Below are 17,394 nucleotides of genomic sequence, written 5' to 3' on the forward strand. Positions count from 1 at the left end.
CTTATAGCTCCTTCGTTTGATTACATTTATCTTTTAGATCTTTGGCTTTTTTTGCATCACATGACATTATATTTTTAATCTCAGGTGTAGTTAACTGCCAAAGTTCTTTTCCTTCTGTTTTAGCGAATGCTTGTAAACGTTCTGGAATATCTGTGTTCATTGGTACAGAATTTATACTAACATCTACTTGTTGGATTACGTCAGTTTCCTTTAAGTCTTTGTCGTTGTTATCTATATTAGTATCCTTTAAATAATTAGCACTGTTCCAGATAAACTGACCGTAACCAAACTCACAAGCCAGATCGAAGTCTTCGATTATCGTATAGTCAGCGTTCACCAGTTGAGTTCGAATTTTATCAAGGCAGTCTGATTTGGATTTTCCTCTAGTTTCAATTCCTCGTAATTTAGGCATAACCTTCTGAACTAATTGATCTTCAAAGGCGATTTTCATTGCTTTTCTTAAGCCTTCATCATCGTTGTTTCTCTGGGCTTCCAACACATCGGGATAGTTGGACATGTAGTATTCGATGGATTGCCACACCCTGTGACCAAGAGCCCTACCAACCTTGGACAACGAGGTATTCATTCCTTCAATAAAAACCTTGAATGGTAAAATCTGATCGTCATTGAATTTACTTTCTTTGCACCACCAACTCTCCCACAGTTTACGAGACAGCAGAGGAGCTTGATCGCCCAACGGTTTCAGCTGACGGCGTCTTTCAAGGGTGGTCGGCCGGGGGAAGTTGATTACAATCCCTCGATCAAGAACCTTGTCTGAGAGGGATTTGGTTGTCTCGTCCTGATTCATTGTTCCAGCCCAGAGCACATTTCTTCCCAAGGGCAGATCATAGTGTTGGATACCTGCGCCCAGCTTGACTTCAAGGCTGGGCACCTCAGTAGCTTTGCGGCCTCGCCGCAGCTCAAGCTTGCTCAAGAATTCTGCAAAATAAAGCTCAACATGGGCAAGATTCATTTCATCCATCAATATGAGACTCATGACATCTTTAAGACCGAAAGGGTAGTCTTCAGACCGAGACTTTTGACTTTGCGCCAATAAACGCAGAACAGGCTGTGCATCAAACTTGTTATCGATAGAGTTGAAGAAACCAAGCATGGACTCCTGACTGTCCCAGTTCGGTTGCACGGACAGACTCAAAAAATTTATGCCGCCAAAATGTGAATATAGCCGTGGCAGCTCGGACTTTCCGGTCCCGCTCACGCCTGCCAGAACAACCATAGGAGACCACTCTGAAGTCTTTAGAGCGGTGTGGAATGCGTGTAAAATTCGCCGTGGGAATCTCAGCCCATAATCGATACAGGATTTACTGATCCCGTCCAGCCACTGAAGTTCATATTTGGCTTGCTCTTCATTTATGGGAAGCTTCGCACGAGGTAGTTCTTTTGAAATATAAGGAGCTTCAATATCACGTACTCTTGCATCCCGATCCTCTTCACGTTCGTAGGCAGACTGTAATCGCTTGATATCAGCCTGTAACATATTGTTGTGAGCCTCAATGTTATCACGCTGGTCTGAAAGTGTCTTATTTGCTCTTTCCAAAGAATCAATTCTCGCTTCTAGCTCATCTTGAGCTTGTTGAGCAGCAAATAGCTTTTGATAGTCGTCTTTATACTTGTCTTTTTCTCGATCAATTTGTTCCTTTTCAGAATTCAAGCGATCAAAGGCTTCCTGCATCTCCTGTGTTGGGCGTGTAGCGAGATCCTCCCGTAGCTTTTTGATTTCCTCTTCATAGGTTTTCAATTTCAGCAAAACAGCAGCCGGATCTTCATCTCCAAGTTTATGCTTCAGTTCTTCAAAGTTTGAAATGAGGGCACTGCTCGTTTTGATGGATTCTCTCAAACGGGCAATTTCCTCATTAAGCGCAGACTTCTCATTTTCGAAAGATTGCTTCCATTCAATAACCTTGGCATCCACCTCAACGTTCAAATTAGCTTCTCGTTCCTCAAGGCGATCTTTGCTGGATTGAAGGCGCTGTTTTTGGTACTCAAGTTCATCCTTGAGCTCATCAAGCTCAGCCTGTTCCTTCAGGAACGCATTTCTTTCTTGCTTGAGCTTATCCTTTTCCTGTTGAATCGCCACCTCATGAACTTTCAGTCTATCAGCTATCTCTTTCTCCAAGCTTGCTATTCTGGATGCCCTCTCCTCCGAAAGTTCTTTTTCAATGGCAGTCAGAGCGTTTACCCGTTTTGACTCCAGCTCCTTTTCCTGTTTTTTGCGTAGATTGAATAGCTCGTCATCAAGCTTTGCTCTGTCATCTGCATATCCTGTGTCTCTTTGTATTTCAGCCTTTTGCATTTCCAGTTCTCGCTGTCGCAATTCTTCACTTTTGCTTTGAATATGCTTCCATCTTTCAGTTGCGTTCTCTTCTCTTTCCTTTAATTGCTCTATCACCTCTGAAAACTTCTCTTTAAAAAGTTCAGGGAAACCATTTTTTGCCTGAAGCTCCATCTCTTCAAGCTGAATACGTTTGTCATTCAGCTCAGCTTCCTTTTTAGCTATTGCGTCTTTAGCGTTCTTTAGTGCTTGTTCCTTTTGAGCGATATAGGTCTCTTTTTGGCTCAGAGAATCTTCTAATTCTTTCAGTTCTTGTTGCTTATTCAGGAGGCTAGCCTCTGTTACGTTCATAGAATTATCAGCCTGTTCTGCCTGTTCATTACCTACAGAAGGCTGAGCGTTCTGCTTGTTCTTGTTGTCCATTAGAAGACCTCCGCTATTATATTGATTGCTTTGAATACATGTTTTTTCAACGACTCCAAGTCGTCTTGTGAAAAGTCAGATTGTTGTTTGTTGCCGTGTCCACGCAGCCGGATCAAATCTGCGACAAAATCAATGAATGCTGGATCTGATTTCTGAAGCTGAATCAGTTCCCTTTCTGATCCCAAAAGGAAAACGGCAAGAAGATGGGCTCCCAGTGTTGTGCTTGAGCCCTGAACGGTACGATAAAGTCGTTTGGTATTTACCGTACTGATTTGTTCGGGAATGACATCAGGTGTAGGATAAAACTCGGATTGAACAATTTTTTCAATCGCTTCGTCCCTTAGGTTTGTTCGGTTTTTGACTGATGATCTCCGGTCCTTGGCAACTTCAAATAACGACAACTGCATAATGGATGCTAGCAAATTTATGTAGAGCTGAAGCTGCTCATCATCCAGAGTCTCCCTCTGGCTTAAGATCGTTACTTTGACCAACTCTTCGCGTAACGACGGGGAAACAGCTTGAACAAATCCAAGCCCCAATGACTTGTCCAGTTCGATCCTTGCCTTCAATCTGACCTGATCAATGTCTCTTTTCTGCTTTGTTTTGGCAGTGTAGGTATCGTCAGTTATATCCGGTATTAGCGAATGGATGAGTCGAGTGGTTCTATCGCGATAGCCCTCAAGGGTTTCCAATGAAAGTTCGACATCTGTAGAGTTTCCATGGGATACTGGGTCCCTGACTTCTTTCAGTGTATTGATAAAAGAAAGACATCTTGAGTCTTCAATGGCCAGATTATTAAGCGGATGTTTGGGATCATTTATCGCCCCGGCTATTGCCAGAGCCAGTAGCGGCTGCATCTCGGAAACACCACGGTCAATAGCTCTAATTTTACCGGGTTGAACTTGAAGTAGGGCTTTCACATTGTCCGAAACATCAAATCCAATCTTGGTGGCAAACGAGCACAGTATCTTGTCATTTTCACGGTAGGACTGTGACGAGAATAAGCGTTCCCAGTGAGTCACCGGGTTATCAGATACAACAAATCGCAACGTCCACTCTATGGCTTCATACAAGGCAACTACCGCCAAGCCGGTCAAACGGACAAATTCCTGCTCATTATTAGATGAGTCGATCTTGATTTTTTCAGCAGCAGACAGATACCCTTGTGCGTGTCGAAGTGGGCGAGCTATCAGTGGATATTTCTTCGACCCGCCCGCCACTGAAGATTTATTTTCAGCCTCTTCATTGCTTGCATCTTGATTCAGCCAGTCGATAATGCCTTTTTTCTTCAAGTCTATGACCCACTGCCAGTCCTGAGAAGTAAGGTAATTAGCAAAGCTTTCAGAGAAGCCAAAGCCACATCCATCCGTCACCAGAAGGTCTGAGTTGCCTATCTGGATAAGGACATTGCAATGCAAGTAAACCAGTTCCGGATTCTCACGTAAGGATATGGCTTCGGCCATTGGAACCGGAGGCGGGTACTGATCAATAGCTTGGTTCAACAGAGCATACCGTCGATATTTCTTCTTAAACTCTCTTATAGCTCTGATGACATCGTTGGAGTCAGGAACCATTTTCCAGAAAGAGTCTTTTGCAGGGCGTATCTGTCTTGCACTTACCCTCGACTTCTCATTGGTTGGATTGATTAGAAAATCAATAAATCCGCTGTCACCAATCCTTGAGATTTTTTTATAGCTCAACTGATCCGTGCTGACATAGGGAAGAAGTTTCCCGGACAGCAGATCGATAAACACTGTACCCACGGTGTATTCCAGATTACCGTCTGATTTATTTTGCCACTCGTTCAGAAGTTCCTGTCCGATCTCAGATAACTCATACCGGTCATTCAAAAGGCCTAGATGGTTGAGACGATTCTGAATAAAGGCCACCAGTTCCTTTTCCAGACAAGTGAGCAGCGCAATCTTTTCTGTATCGCCAGATTCAATCTCTGTTATCTTTAAAACAGTTTCCTCAAATATATTGAGTCTACTTTGTTTCTTTTTCGGAATAGAAATACTGAAAGCATGGCATGGCCAAAGAATATCTTGTTTCGCTGCTATATTTAACCCATCTAATGTTTGATGGAAACTAATTATTTTAGGGCGATGATCTTTTAGTTTTGAACTCATAGGATTACTCCCTGTTCATAGCACAAATCATAGAAGTTTTTCAGAGCTGGAACAGCATCCATAGCTATCTGGGTGTTCGCAAGAGTGCTGTCTCCCACAATGGCTAAAACCTTCTTCTGACGGCTCATGCTGACGCAGAGGCGGTTTTCCGACATGAGATGGCCGAATAGCTTTTGCTGCTTCTTTTTGTAATCCTCCTCGTTGAGTATATGAGGCGGCAAGGCGTTCATATCCTGAGACCTCACCATGGAAAGAAACACAATATCGAATTCCATACCCTGGAAAGCATCGACAGTGCCGATACGGAGCCGCTCTTCACCACTTTCAAGAAAGCGGTATTCCTGACATATCTGCCATGTATCATCCTGTGCACGTTCCGTGATACCGAATTTTTTCAGGGCTTCATAAACAGCAAATACTTGTGCCTTATAAAAACTGATGACGCCAAAGCTCAGCCCAGAACCTTTTTCAGAGCCAATCCACTTATTCACATACTCTGCTATAACCTTGGCTTCAGATATTCTCTGCCTGCTTCGGCTAGGCAAAACATCTTCCTTTCCTTGACTATTAGGGACATTAATCCAAATAGCCGCTTTGTTTTCTATGCCCGGAAGGCGTTGCTCAAAGTGGCTCGCAGATAATGGAGACCGGTAACCCTCATTATATTTCCGATAGAAATTATTGCTGACAAAATCCCCCAACAGCGGGTGTGTTCGGTACTGAGCATCCAACGTTACTGTTCGTTTGACACGATCTTTCTCTTCCAGTTTTTTCAGGCGATTGAACAGATACTCAAACATGCTTTTCTTGACAAAATCGACATCAACTGGAGGACCGGATGAATCGTCACCTTCCAAAGCTCTCGCGACCTCCTCATCAATCAAATGAGGCAACTGTCTGTGGTCCCCGACTAGGATTATTCTTTTTTCAGCCTGAGACATCGGGATAAGCAGGTCTCGCGGGCTAGTTCTAGCGGCCTCGTCTATGATCACCGTATCGTACTTGACCATTTCCGTTCGCTGATCATATCGGACGTTTTTATTCTTTGAGCGGATGATGTCTTTCCCGACCGCCTGTTGAGTAGTTGCAGCATACACAAAGTTGTAGTCCTCTATGGCCTCACGAACGCCATCAGGATTGTCTTCAAGCTCATGTAAAAACTCAGCCAGAATTGCATCCCGTTTATTGGTTGAACTGAGTTTTTTCTCCAGAAGTTGAGATACCGTTGCCACCAATCTCAAAACATCCTCTCTTGGTTTTTCTGTCCTGAAGTCGGGCGAAGGCAGATATCTATAGAGTAGCGATTCTTTCAGCCCTCTCAGCTCTGAAAGAAAACTCAGCGACTTACCGCTGCGCCAACGGGCCGCTTTTTTAAGAACGCTTAAATCTAAATTGACTGATTCGTCTTCGATCTTATTCAGCAAATCGACCGCTCTTGCGGCTCCATCGTCTTCAAAGGCTGCTTCACTGACACGCAGAGCTCGAACGAGCCGCAAGGTAGAAGGATCATTCGACTTCAGTTCCGTTTTCAGGGAATTGATGATTTCCTCAGCCTCACTGGTGATATCCTCAGAAATCACGTCTCTGGGTAAACCGAGAATACGCTTCATTAAACTGACGGTGTTGCTCTTCGAGGGACACAATGAGTATGCGATAAACAGCTCTGCCAGTCTTACCTGCTCCTCAGTCTGAGCTATTTGAGGATTCTTGTTTCGAATACTCTCAGCGACACTGGAGCACCATTGGTTAATTTTTTCCGTGATAGCATCTACCGTAAACTCTGAATCACCGGACCTTTTGCCAAACTTAACTGCCGGAAGGGCATTAACGCTCAGCCTTGCAACTATATTCTCCACTGCATCATGTTGAAAACCTGAGACAAGTATCTGACCTCTTATCGATTTGGTTTTGTCATATTCCTCATTGAGCCTTTCAAGAATTGCTGTAACTACCGTTGTTTTTCCTGTACCCGGTGGCCCCTGAATAAGAGCGATGTCCGGGGTGTTTAATGCGACGTCGATGGCCTCTATCTGTTTAGGAGTTGGATCATGCTTGAAAATTTTCTCTCTCACAAAGGACGTTAAAGGCTTCAGTTTGGTGACACGCTGTATGTCCGGGAGTGTTCCTCCTTCTTCAATCAGCAGGCCAAGAAGCGGGTTAGCACAGCGTCCTTCCAGAATGGCTGAACGTGCCCGCATTCGTCTTTCAATCTGAATCTTGTCGCCATTGATGGACAGAATCAAAAACATCTGACCAGACGGAATTGACGGCAGATCCAATTCAATGCTGGTTTTTGAAATCTTAAGGATCGGGGCATAAACAGAAGCTGGCATTTCAGCATCGTTCTTTTTCTGATCCTTTTTGGTTGCGAATTCTTCTTCCAGAGCCTTGCTGTAGGCTTCCCATGTAAGATCAGGATTCTTGAGGTATAAAGGCTGCTCGGAGGTGATCTCTATCTCATCCCCTTCGGTAAGTTGATCCGGAATAGACGACACAAAGAACTTAACGCCTTTTGTTGTCTGCTCTGTGCCATGAAAATCTATTCGACCTACGGCTTTCGCCCTTGCCAGCAGCATTTCACCTTCAATTGCGCCGTACTCGTCCCACTGTTTCAAGTAACTCCCGGTCTCCTTGGTAAGTTGACTCATCGCTCCAGCGGCTAAAGCCCGAATGCGACCTGTCTTGGTGTAGTCAGAAAACAGGACCGCCCCCCTTGCCAGACGTAATGATCCTTCACTCTTCTGGTTATCCTTAAAGATCGCTTTAGTCGCAAAATAGATGTCCTTTGACTTATCGACATTGCGCCTTTCAACCGGGATACGAACTCTCTCTCCATAGATAGAGAATTCCCGGTACTTCTCCTGCACAACGGCTTGGGAGTCGGGCGAGTCTTCATCCTCAGGAATATCCGCTTCAAAGTCAGCCTTGGCGGATGGGCCGCTCATGAGTAGAAAGAAATCTTCGCCGCCAACGCTGATTTTGCATTTATCGTTTAATACGCTCCCCAGCTCTTCAGCTCCATTGAAGCGAATGCCATTTTTTTTAGCCGTTGATTCTATGCGCTCATCAATGCCGATCTCCACGTCGCCAATTTCAACGATTTCACCATTGAAAAAGATGATTTTAACAAGCGCACTTCCGTCCTTGGCAATCTGCATTACCTCGGCAAGATGCGCACAACCTCTTTTCAGATGAAAATTCAGATCCTTTCCGACCGAGGGATCACGAAGCTGCACGCTCCACTGCTGGCCATCGATTCTCAATCTGTATGCCTGTCCGGTACTGTTGGATGCGATATATCCAATACCAATGGTTGGAGTCTCTACGGACAGTTCCGGTTTCAACCATAATTCAAAGGTAATTTCAGCATTTATGTCTTTCAGTTTCATTTGCCACCTCCGCTGATTATGCATTTAACCAGCCGAGGACTATTCAAATGTGCGAACATCCAGAACTGAACATCCGGCGTTACCCGGTCTATTTTCATCTGTGAATAGAGTTTCTGAAAACCTCTTTGCGGGTGACTGTCAGCAGCAACGGACAAATCGGCTTTTCCGTGGTCTGCCTTTTTAATCAGAATGTCATTATCGCTTGAAGAAATAAGTACCTCTGCTGTATCCGAATCAAGCATTGCAAATTCATCAAAGACTCGCCTCGGTACAGTCAGTTCTGCCCCCTGCGAGGTCTCACGTACATAGCGCCAGCATGGTGAGTTTAGGGGCTTGTCAGGTCCATTCCATCGATATGACTCAAGGATAAACACCTGCGGCCTCTGCGTTTTACAGTAAGGACAATTGTGACCCTCTGTTTCCGGGTGAATGAAATCATAGTAATAGTTCATCAAGCAGCCTGGGCATGTGACGGTCATATCCGCTGCCTGAGCGAGAGCTTCAGGCCAGTGATAGATTGTCGGCCGCAACAAAGGGGATGTCCTTCCCTGTCCGAATGTGCCCTCAAACAAAGCGGTCAGCTTCTCTGTAAGAAGAAGGGATCTGGGTAGGCCGCTGTCGGAAGAGTTGGAATCATCATCTTGGTCATCAACCCAAGGGAACAATCCGGCATAAGCTTTATCTTCAATATCCTCGTCATCATTTTCTTCATCAGCCCAGTCGCCTTCATCCGTTCCATCCACTTTTTTCCCAACAAAAGGATGAATCAGCGAGAGCAGGTAGAAAGCCACCACCGCAAACGCATGGCAATCGCTTGATGGTCTTCCACCATCTTTGCCCTGAACCAGCTCCGGGGCTCCGTATTTTGGTGTGTAAACAACACTTCCTCCTGCGGTGATTTCAAATCGAATATTGTCGGCATCAATCAGCCAGACTGATGAGTCATCAATTCCTTCTGAAATAAAGATATTGTTGGGGGATATGTCGCCATAGACCATGCCGTTACCATGGAGGCGTGCCAATAATGACGCGCACTTGTAGAGCGCATGAAGTCTGCGCCTTAGCCCTCCAGTTTTATAGTAATGGACAATCTTTTTAGCTTCATTCTCTGGGATTGCCGAAAGCCATATCGGAATATCGCCTGGCCCAATTTTTTCTGCGGACTTACCATCTATCCAGAAATGGCTGAACGGAACCATCTCACTCAAAAGCTGCATCACATAACCGGCATTGTTCTGAAGCAGTGCTGCTGGTACGGATATATTCAGACTTTCCGGCAGAGGCAGAAGCCGGACGCGCTTAAAGCGCTTTGAATACCGTTCCACTGACTCTTCATTGGTGACAGGATTCCCGCTTTCATCTGTAACAAGCTTAATCGCCAGATCAGGATCCTTGGTACGGAAAACAACGCCTTGGCCACCTTGACCGAGAACCTTGTCCTGAATGTGTACATTTTGATATTCATCTACGTACTCGTTGAATCTTTGGCTCATTGGGAACCTCCTTTCTTAAACAGACAGGCAATCGTCTTGTCATCGGTGTGTCCTAGTACAGGCCATTCATTGAGCCACCGTTTGAGATCTCTTTTTCTTTTTTCCGACTCCATGTCTGCATAAGTTGAGTAGAGTTCCTGTGCAAAGATCATCTGTTTTTCGGGTAACAGATCATCGGATATGCCATCTGTGCATAGCACAACTGCATTGCATACGGTGCTTTTAATCGTCGCTGTTTCCCACTGATCGGGTTTAAACTCCTGCTGAAGGCTATTTGTATAGTTCGAGAAGGAATCCTGTTTGTTATCACTGAGAATAAGGTGATTTTCTTCAGTTTCTCCAAGGGCGGCAATCATTCCGTCACCGAGGCGACCAAGAGTGATAATTTCTTCAATCTGGATGGCGAAAAGGCATGTGGCCGAACAATCTGAGGAAGAGTACGGGGCTATTTTCACCAGCCAGTTGGCATGAATGAGCCTTAAAATATCAACAATATTGGCATCAGGTGTATTCTGATAGCTTTTGGCTGCCTCAAAAACTGCAAGACAAGCAGCTTTTGAACCATGATCGGAATATGCCTTACTGCCTAAGCCATCCGATACAACAACGACATTTCCCCATTTATACCGACGTGCCATCCATGAATCCTGATTAGGAATCCCAGTTTTAACATGTAAGGGACCGATTACTGTGGCCCCCCAGCTTTTCCAAAGTTGATCAAGCATCCCAATCCTCCTCTGGATCTTCTGTTTCAACCGGTTTGGATTGCAGAATCCGGGCTGTGGGTACTGGCGCAATTAACGGCTCATCAAAACCAAAGATTGTGCTGTCAATTGCGGAGGAAATGTTCTCTGAAAGATGAACACTCTTGTTTGTGGATATTTTCTTTAACTTCAGCAAGTCGGCGTCAGCACCGACTGCAACAGTCCGGATGATTAGCTCAGGAAATTTGCTTAATTGGTTCTGAAAGCTTACGATGTCTGAATTGGAAAAATTACCGTCAGATAGAATGAGAATCCTCGCACTTCCGCTATCATTCAGATGCTGGGATAGGAAATCATAGAGGTCACACAGGTTCGAGGAGCCCTCAGCGTTTAAACCAGGAATATCCCCGTCGGTTTGAATGGTGATTTTTAAAATATCCTGTGCCCATTGATAAAAACGGATGTCTAAATCTGCATATTTTTGCTGATCAATGCCCCGCAGTTGAGCAGCGTAACGACACAAATTCCGCTGTAGATGGATTTTCCCCATCTCATTCATACTGCCGGAAACATCAACGATAATATAGAGGGCTTCTTTCATCGATGATACCCTCTGGGTTGAATCATTTCTTCCAGCCGCCTGAAGAGGTTGTTACCTGATACGGACAGGAGGTTTTTTGAGTCGTCGATCTTTTTTCTTACGACTTTGTTTTTCGGGTAAAAACATGAAGCTAAAATAGCTCTGCCTTCAATTCCGCCAAAATAACGGACGATATTCTGGAGCTTCATGACGTGCTCGCTGTTCACATTGCCAGCTTTGCACTCAATGACATAGAGACGTCGTCCATCCGTGAAGGTAATATCAAGCTCCTGATAAGTATCCCCAAACAGGTTGCTCAGCTGTGCGCTAAAGCTTGATGAACTCTTGTCGGCATCATCCTCTTTGAATGAGACTTCAAGGCCGATGCGCATATCCTTGATCAAACCGGCATCAACAAGTGGCTGAAGTTTCATGAAGGTGAATTCTTCAAACCATCCGCCAGAGAGGTATTTGGCAAAATCAGGCCACTCCTTGAACTCAAAGTGTTTAGGACCGATACTTATCTTCGCACTTTTATCCTTGGAGAGCTTTGCGTAGATATCCCCATTGTGCAGTTCAAACGGCTGAAAGCTGTCGTTGTAACGGGAAAGCTCTCTGTAGAGCCGTGAGATTTTAGAACGCGCCTGCCAGAGCTCATTGGTCAGACTTTTCCGGTCAGAAGATTCAATGCCGGGGATATCAGCCCAATGGCCAGCTTTCGAGATAAACAGATTATTACTGTTGAGCTGGATAAAGGTTTCTACCGATGGAATCAGCTTTGTTTCAACGGTTTTAAAGTCATTGAGATAAACCATCTGATTGTTACGGCTATTGAAATAGAATGGCGTTGCATTCACCTTGCGACAGGCAGCAAGAGCCCCTGCATACATCAACTTTGTTCCGCCCGTTAGGTTGAAGCCGACCTTTGCATCGGCAGGCATTTTCGCGATCAGATCCAGAATTGTGGAACGGACATTTTCAGGATCATACGGATCCACCGCAATTTCACCGTATTCAGCTTCTCCAAGAAACTGTTTCATGATATCGGCAGGGAACTGTGCGGAATTCACAAAGATATGTTTTCTGCTAGAAAACTGGATCACGCCAAGCAGATTAGGCACCCGCTGTTCGCCGAACAAGTGAAAAATGGCATCATACTGCTCAGAATCAGCATCCGTTGTTCGAACCTGTCTTCCATGCCATTCCAGCCATTCGCTCGGTAGGACGATTCTTTCCGGAGGTCTTTCGGGCTGAGAAGATGCGATAAGGCGTTTCTTCAGAGTCGGGTGCCTCAGGGCCGCAAAAGCCCATACGAAAGCCATCACCGGAGTTCCAGGACTCAGGTAGAGTGTAACCAGCTTTTCACCTTCCAATGCCGCAACCGCATTCAGAGACTGAGTCGCTGCATCGTATATACCTTCGGTATCATTGAGGTGCTTCAGGCCCACAGGGTGAAAACTCACATTAACCTTTTTACCGGCATCCCGAAGCTGCTTTTCCAGCCATTGAGTAAAGTGGTTGTGCGCCTCTGTTGTATTTGAAAACAAATCAAGAAACTGCTTCGTAATTGCAGGATCAGAGCCTTCGATCTCTGCTGTTTTTTGCTGAAATTCAACAGCTCTGTTTTCGGTTTTATCCGGGTGCGTAAAACCAAGGATGATCACGTCGGTGTAATCTTCCGCAAGCAAAGCTCCTAGAACGGGGCCGGTTGTCTGTTCAAGTCCGAGCGAAGCCCTGAAATCAGTCATTCCGTACCATGTCATTAAATATTTATTCATAAACTTTCCCCATTTATATATGGACGGAACCAACTAACCTGATTTTTCAAGCGATTGACAAAGACAGCGCGATTGTCTGTTTCAAGTCCTTTAAATTTTCCTATTGCCCCACTGACGAACGAGCCAGCATCATCTTCATTCATGCAGAATCCGACGCGCATCTCAAAGAATCCCAGCAGGTCCTTGCACGATGAATTACAGCGTTTCCAGTTATCCGCAAAGGCAATAACGAATGTCCCTTGTAGCGGACCGTCTTCGAGAATTTTCTTCAGACTCTCTTGTGGTGAAGGTGGCTCATCTTTCTTCACTGGTCTAAAACTCGCCGGTCCGTAGTGAAATTCTTTGGTTGAATCCAGCCCGTCAATAATCACGATTCTTTTTGATTGTTTTAATTCCTCGGAAATCTCGGTCAGATTCAGTGTGGGAACACTCTCGTGTTTGGAAACGGTTTTTTCCCCAGAACCATCGAGATATTTTGATGCCCCCACCGGTATGATGGAGCGCCCATTAAAGTAGATGATCTCATCAATGCCATCCTGAGAATCCAAGCTTTGAAGGATGGAGGCGAGCAGTCCGTCATGGATTACGTCGTTATAGCCGGATATCAGCAAATTTGATAACGGCCGGTTAACAAGAGCCAGCGAGAGCGGTTCGGCTTCAAAACTCAATCTATCACCAAGGTGCAGCTGTATCGTCTCGTGTTTTTTTGAGTTGAACCAATCAACTGTGGGCATTTCAGGCAGTCGGGAGCCGTTAAATACTTTTGTAGAACCACAGTAACCACGCTGGTCGGCTACCTGAGTAATCTTGGCAATATGATCTTTGCACAATTCTCGATCGGCAAACGGTATCAAAAACCGTTGATTTGCCGATTTTTCCCCGTTGAAATTGTTGATGATTCCCTCCGGCGGACTACTTAGCTTGGAAGCCTCCCAGTTGCTGTTGCCAAGGATCATAGCGGAATCTTCCTCGCTGCAGGCGAGAGCAATCCGACAACCGATCTGGCTTATTAGCTGGCCCATGGAAAGAGACTGAATTCCTTTCAGTGTCTGGGTAGCCAGCAGCACATGTATGCCGTAGGCCCGTCCTTGTCTCAGTAGCTGGTTCAACATTTTCTCTGCGGGTTCAGCCACTTGGCGTCCCTCAGAAAACAGAATCTGAAACTCATCAATAATTAGTAGGATACGCGGGAGTTTGGCCGTTGAAAATTCCCTGTATTCATAAAAGTCGCGGACAGACCGATGTTTGAATTCCCGAGCCCGTTTTTCAAGTTCCTCGGTCAAATGTGCCAGAACAGTTACGCCATATTCGGGATCACTCTCTGTGGCCACGAGTTTTGCCTGAGGAAGCGGAGGTGAAGCATAAACACTGAATTCCGTGCCCTGTTTGTAATCCAGTAGGTAGATATTCAACTCCGATGCTGAATATGTATGGCAGAGGCTATGAATCAGAACATGGAGCAGGTTTGATTTTCCGGAGCCTGAACGCCCCGCCAGAAGAACATGGTGCTGTGTATTCACCCCGCCGATAGAGAAAGGAACGACCTCGCCTTTTGAAGTCCAGCCGATCGGCACCTGTATGCCCTGAACAGCGTCGTGACCCCAGTAGTCCGAATTGCACCAGAGATCCGTTAGACTCTTACTGAATTTTGAGCTCTGTTCATATCGGTCCGATATGGATGCCAGAAAGTCGGTCAGCTCAGAACGTCCGGGCCAGAACTCCTGTTCCTCCACAACACTGATTTCAGAGACATGCTTGGTCAGTATCTCTGCCGGAACAATGGAATCCATTCTCTTGGAATATTTGTCTATCGCGGTGCGCAACCCCGTAAACTTGCGGTCCTCCAACCGACTTTCATCAATGGTCAACACCGGAAGCACGCCGCAGGCAGGTCCATGTTCCAGAAGGCGGCCAAGGTACCAGAAGCTTTTGTCCGTCAACTGTTCCGGCACTCCAAAAATGAGCAACAGTTTATATGGTATGGGATTGCTGCTGTTTGCCTCGTTGTAAGCAGACCAGCTCTTGATCTCTCCCTTGAATTTATTCTGAAGCAGATCCTCAACATAGTCCGTTAACTGTGCCAGGGTATTTTCCAGTTCGTCCGACCGTGTCAGCAATCGCTGCTTGGGAAAGAGCCGTTTTACTTTCAACAGAGAAAGGAACGGATCCAGAGACGTGCCCAGTCTCAGCGGATCTGCAGCGGTAATTTCAACATTGCCGACCGGCATGCAGTGCATCAGCCGAAGCATCAGCTGGTGAATTAACCGGTGTCCTGCAGTCTGGTCAGGCAGCCAGAGCGATTTCTTAAAAGGGAAAGGGATCAGCCGTGGGATATAACCTTTCCAGTTCTGATAGGTAAGATACATGCGCCCGAATGCCAGGGCGTCAGGGAAACGAGTGCCCGTGTTGATATTTTTGACTGTTAACTCATTCAGATGCGGCTGGCGCTGGCGGACCTTTTTGCATAGTTCATCAAGATGTTTCAGGGCCGAAACCCATTCCTTCTCAAACTCCTGATTGACAGTGGCAAGCCGCTGTTTTCTGGTGTTGTAAGCTTCCGTTTTGAGTTTTTCGCCCGGGTAGTCTTTCTCAATGCGGTCAACCTTTTGAGCCCTTTGAGCAACGGTATGATTCAATGCACCAACTGCATCGAACAGACGTTTAAGCATGGACTCCCTGTTATTCGGACTCTTACTCATGAGCCATGCTTCCTATCAATTGCAGTTCACCTGTTAGCTGATCAATCTCGGCGGCTCGAGTCTGAAACAATTCTCCCATTTGCTGAAGGCCGGAGATGTCCTGCAAAATGGGCTCGAAAACGTCTGAGACAATAGACTGGCCAAACTCGTCTCTGACGGTGTCGGAAAATTTGCCCATCTGCTGTAAAGTCACATTAAATAGATCATCAAACATCGGCATCCTCCTCTTCAAACGGTAGCTGGAGGACAACACCATCAGCCTTTAATGCCTGCTCAATAACCACTGAAACATCCGCAAATGCTTCAGCCACACCGGCTGTAATAATCTTCTCGAGTTGTGGTTTGGCCATGATGTAGTCAGACTTGAAATCGTTATCAGAGTTTCTGACCTTTTCAATCAGCCGGTGCCAGTATTCTTCCGGTAAGGACAGGGAATACTCGCTATCTGTTAGCGAGACCAGTTCTTCCGTGAGTTGGTCAACAGCACTCATTTCACCTGCCTCCATAGCGTTCTGAAGCTTGGAGGAAAGATCCTGAGCTTTGTTGGTGTGTTCACTTGGTATAAGAGCGATTTTAATTTTCATGAGCTCCTCCGTTATTTGCATTAGAACCGGTCACCATGTCCCAGCAGGCTTTGTCGATCTCGTCTTTTGTCGGGAGCATTCCTATTAATGGCGATCCGGCACTCCGAAGGGCTTCACGCAGCTCTTCTTCCTGTTCTGGAGTTAAATCCTTGATGTCGCGTGAACATATCGTCATCGACGCATTGGCTTCCTGATGTCCACCGGACTGGAATACCATGTGGTCTTTCTGAGAATAGAGATACGAAGCTCGGCCGCATTTCACTTCAATGGCGATAGAGCCTCCAGCCGGAGCACTCATGCCTTCACCACGACCGAGAATAACCGGCACTTTCAGATCTTCGATGATCAGGTCGGTTTTTGTGAATCTGCCGTCCTCAAATGTGGTTCGGGCCTGCGTGTCCGCTTTATGTCCGAGCGGACTCAGCGCCTGTTCCACAATTTTCTCGCCACAGTAGCCGCTCAGGTTTCGACGTATCTTAAGCTGCACGGCGTGCCTTTCAGCAGGACCGTTGGCGGCTTCGAGCTGGCTTCTGTAGTCGGCAATCTTGGCCCTGAACGCAGGATCACGATCAGCGAGGTATTCAAAATAATAGCGCTGCTGTTCAACTGAGAGATTCAGGCGCGAGTGCAGCTCTTTCGGAGTAACCGGCTTGCCGGGGGCCGGAGACCATTTCAGCCATGAATAAAACTCCGCTGCAGGCGGGCGCGTATCAAGATAGGCATTCAGGGCCGCTTTTGCGCTTTCCAGCCGGACTCTGCCTGTCTCAAGGTGAGCCGCCGCATTGGCAAGCCGGGTCGCACACTCCGTCTGAACGGTTTCCGCCAGCTGCGTTGCTATATCAAGACACTGCCGAGCCATTTCATTTCGCTGCTCCATCTGCATGCGATGGTCTTTCGCAGCTTCCAAAGCTTCCTCAGCAGCCGCAACAGCGGATTCCGCTTCTGCAACGGCTGATTCTGCGGCGGCTACATCTCCCTCTTCAGATGAACAGTTGGGCGGTTCATAGCTGCCGTCCTCATCATAGCTGCCACTCGCTTCGCAGCCGGATAGAGATGAACAAGCGGAACTTAACTGCTCATTGGCTGAAGCAAGCTGCTCATTAGCCTGTTCCAGCTGCTGCCCGGCCTCCATTTCGGCTTCCATCGCAGCATCCAGCAGTTGAGCGCTGTTGTCGGCCTCCTGCTGTGCTTCGGCCAACTTGGTTTCAGCCGCAGCAATTTGGGCCTGACAGGCACTCTCCATGGAGCCATAGGCCGACTGAAGTCCGGCTATTGCTTCCTCGAGGTTCTCAACTTGTCCAACTGATACGTACGCCATTCCC

General features: G+C 46.4%; 11 protein-coding genes. All 11 read right to left on the reverse strand.

Going from position 1 to position 17,394, the window contains the following annotated elements; genetic code table 11:
* Position 1: 1 nt before the first annotated feature.
* The 11 genes from HMPREF9098_RS08080 to HMPREF9098_RS08130 are packed head-to-tail and all read right to left on the reverse strand — an operon-like array spanning position 2 to position 17,390.
* Positions 2-2,716, reverse strand: a complete 2,715-nt coding sequence (locus HMPREF9098_RS08080; protein ID WP_003783758.1) for a DUF8727 domain-containing protein — start codon at positions 2,714-2,716, stop codon at positions 2-4.
* Entirely contained in the window at positions 2,716-4,845 is a 2,130-nt protein-coding gene (locus HMPREF9098_RS08085) for a hypothetical protein (protein WP_003783761.1), read from the reverse strand. The genes HMPREF9098_RS08080 and HMPREF9098_RS08085 overlap by 1 nt, the downstream gene beginning before the upstream one ends.
* Positions 4,842-8,234 carry a DEAD/DEAH box helicase gene (locus tag HMPREF9098_RS08090; protein ID WP_003783763.1) on the reverse strand — a complete coding sequence of 1,131 codons (3,393 nt, stop codon included), beginning with the start codon at positions 8,232-8,234 and terminating at the stop codon, positions 4,842-4,844. The genes HMPREF9098_RS08085 and HMPREF9098_RS08090 overlap by 4 nt, the downstream gene beginning before the upstream one ends.
* Complete coding sequence (locus tag HMPREF9098_RS08095) at positions 8,231-9,727, reverse strand: protein kinase domain-containing protein (protein WP_003783765.1); 1,497 nt, start codon at positions 9,725-9,727, stop codon at positions 8,231-8,233. The genes HMPREF9098_RS08090 and HMPREF9098_RS08095 overlap by 4 nt, the downstream gene beginning before the upstream one ends.
* Positions 9,724-10,452, reverse strand: a complete 729-nt coding sequence (locus HMPREF9098_RS08100) for a PP2C family serine/threonine-protein phosphatase (RefSeq protein WP_003783766.1) — start codon at positions 10,450-10,452, stop codon at positions 9,724-9,726. The genes HMPREF9098_RS08095 and HMPREF9098_RS08100 overlap by 4 nt, the downstream gene beginning before the upstream one ends.
* On the reverse strand, positions 10,445-11,032 hold the full coding sequence (locus HMPREF9098_RS08105; RefSeq protein ID WP_003783768.1) for a vWA domain-containing protein: 588 nt from the start codon (positions 11,030-11,032) through the stop codon (positions 10,445-10,447). Before HMPREF9098_RS08105 ends, HMPREF9098_RS08100 begins: the two co-directional genes overlap by 8 nt.
* Positions 11,029-12,789 carry a Card1-like endonuclease domain-containing protein gene (locus HMPREF9098_RS08110; RefSeq protein WP_003783769.1) on the reverse strand — a complete coding sequence of 587 codons (1,761 nt, stop codon included), beginning with the start codon at positions 12,787-12,789 and terminating at the stop codon, positions 11,029-11,031. Before HMPREF9098_RS08110 ends, HMPREF9098_RS08105 begins: the two co-directional genes overlap by 4 nt.
* Positions 12,786-15,488 carry an FtsK/SpoIIIE domain-containing protein gene (locus HMPREF9098_RS08115; protein WP_003783771.1) on the reverse strand — a complete coding sequence of 901 codons (2,703 nt, stop codon included), beginning with the start codon at positions 15,486-15,488 and terminating at the stop codon, positions 12,786-12,788. Before HMPREF9098_RS08115 ends, HMPREF9098_RS08110 begins: the two co-directional genes overlap by 4 nt.
* Positions 15,481-15,702 carry a hypothetical protein gene (locus HMPREF9098_RS08120; RefSeq protein WP_003783773.1) on the reverse strand — a complete coding sequence of 74 codons (222 nt, stop codon included), beginning with the start codon at positions 15,700-15,702 and terminating at the stop codon, positions 15,481-15,483. The genes HMPREF9098_RS08115 and HMPREF9098_RS08120 overlap by 8 nt, the downstream gene beginning before the upstream one ends.
* Positions 15,695-16,072 carry a hypothetical protein gene (locus HMPREF9098_RS08125; protein ID WP_115324773.1) on the reverse strand — a complete coding sequence of 126 codons (378 nt, stop codon included), beginning with the start codon at positions 16,070-16,072 and terminating at the stop codon, positions 15,695-15,697. Before HMPREF9098_RS08125 ends, HMPREF9098_RS08120 begins: the two co-directional genes overlap by 8 nt.
* A complete protein-coding gene (locus HMPREF9098_RS08130; RefSeq protein WP_003783777.1) occupies positions 16,062-17,390 on the reverse strand; it encodes a hypothetical protein in 1,329 nt (442 codons plus the stop codon). The genes HMPREF9098_RS08125 and HMPREF9098_RS08130 overlap by 11 nt, the downstream gene beginning before the upstream one ends.
* Positions 17,391-17,394 lie beyond the last annotated feature (4 nt).

Origin of the sequence: Kingella denitrificans ATCC 33394, assembly GCF_000190695.1 — a bacterium.
Lineage (GTDB): Bacteria > Pseudomonadota > Gammaproteobacteria > Burkholderiales > Neisseriaceae > Kingella_A > Kingella_A denitrificans.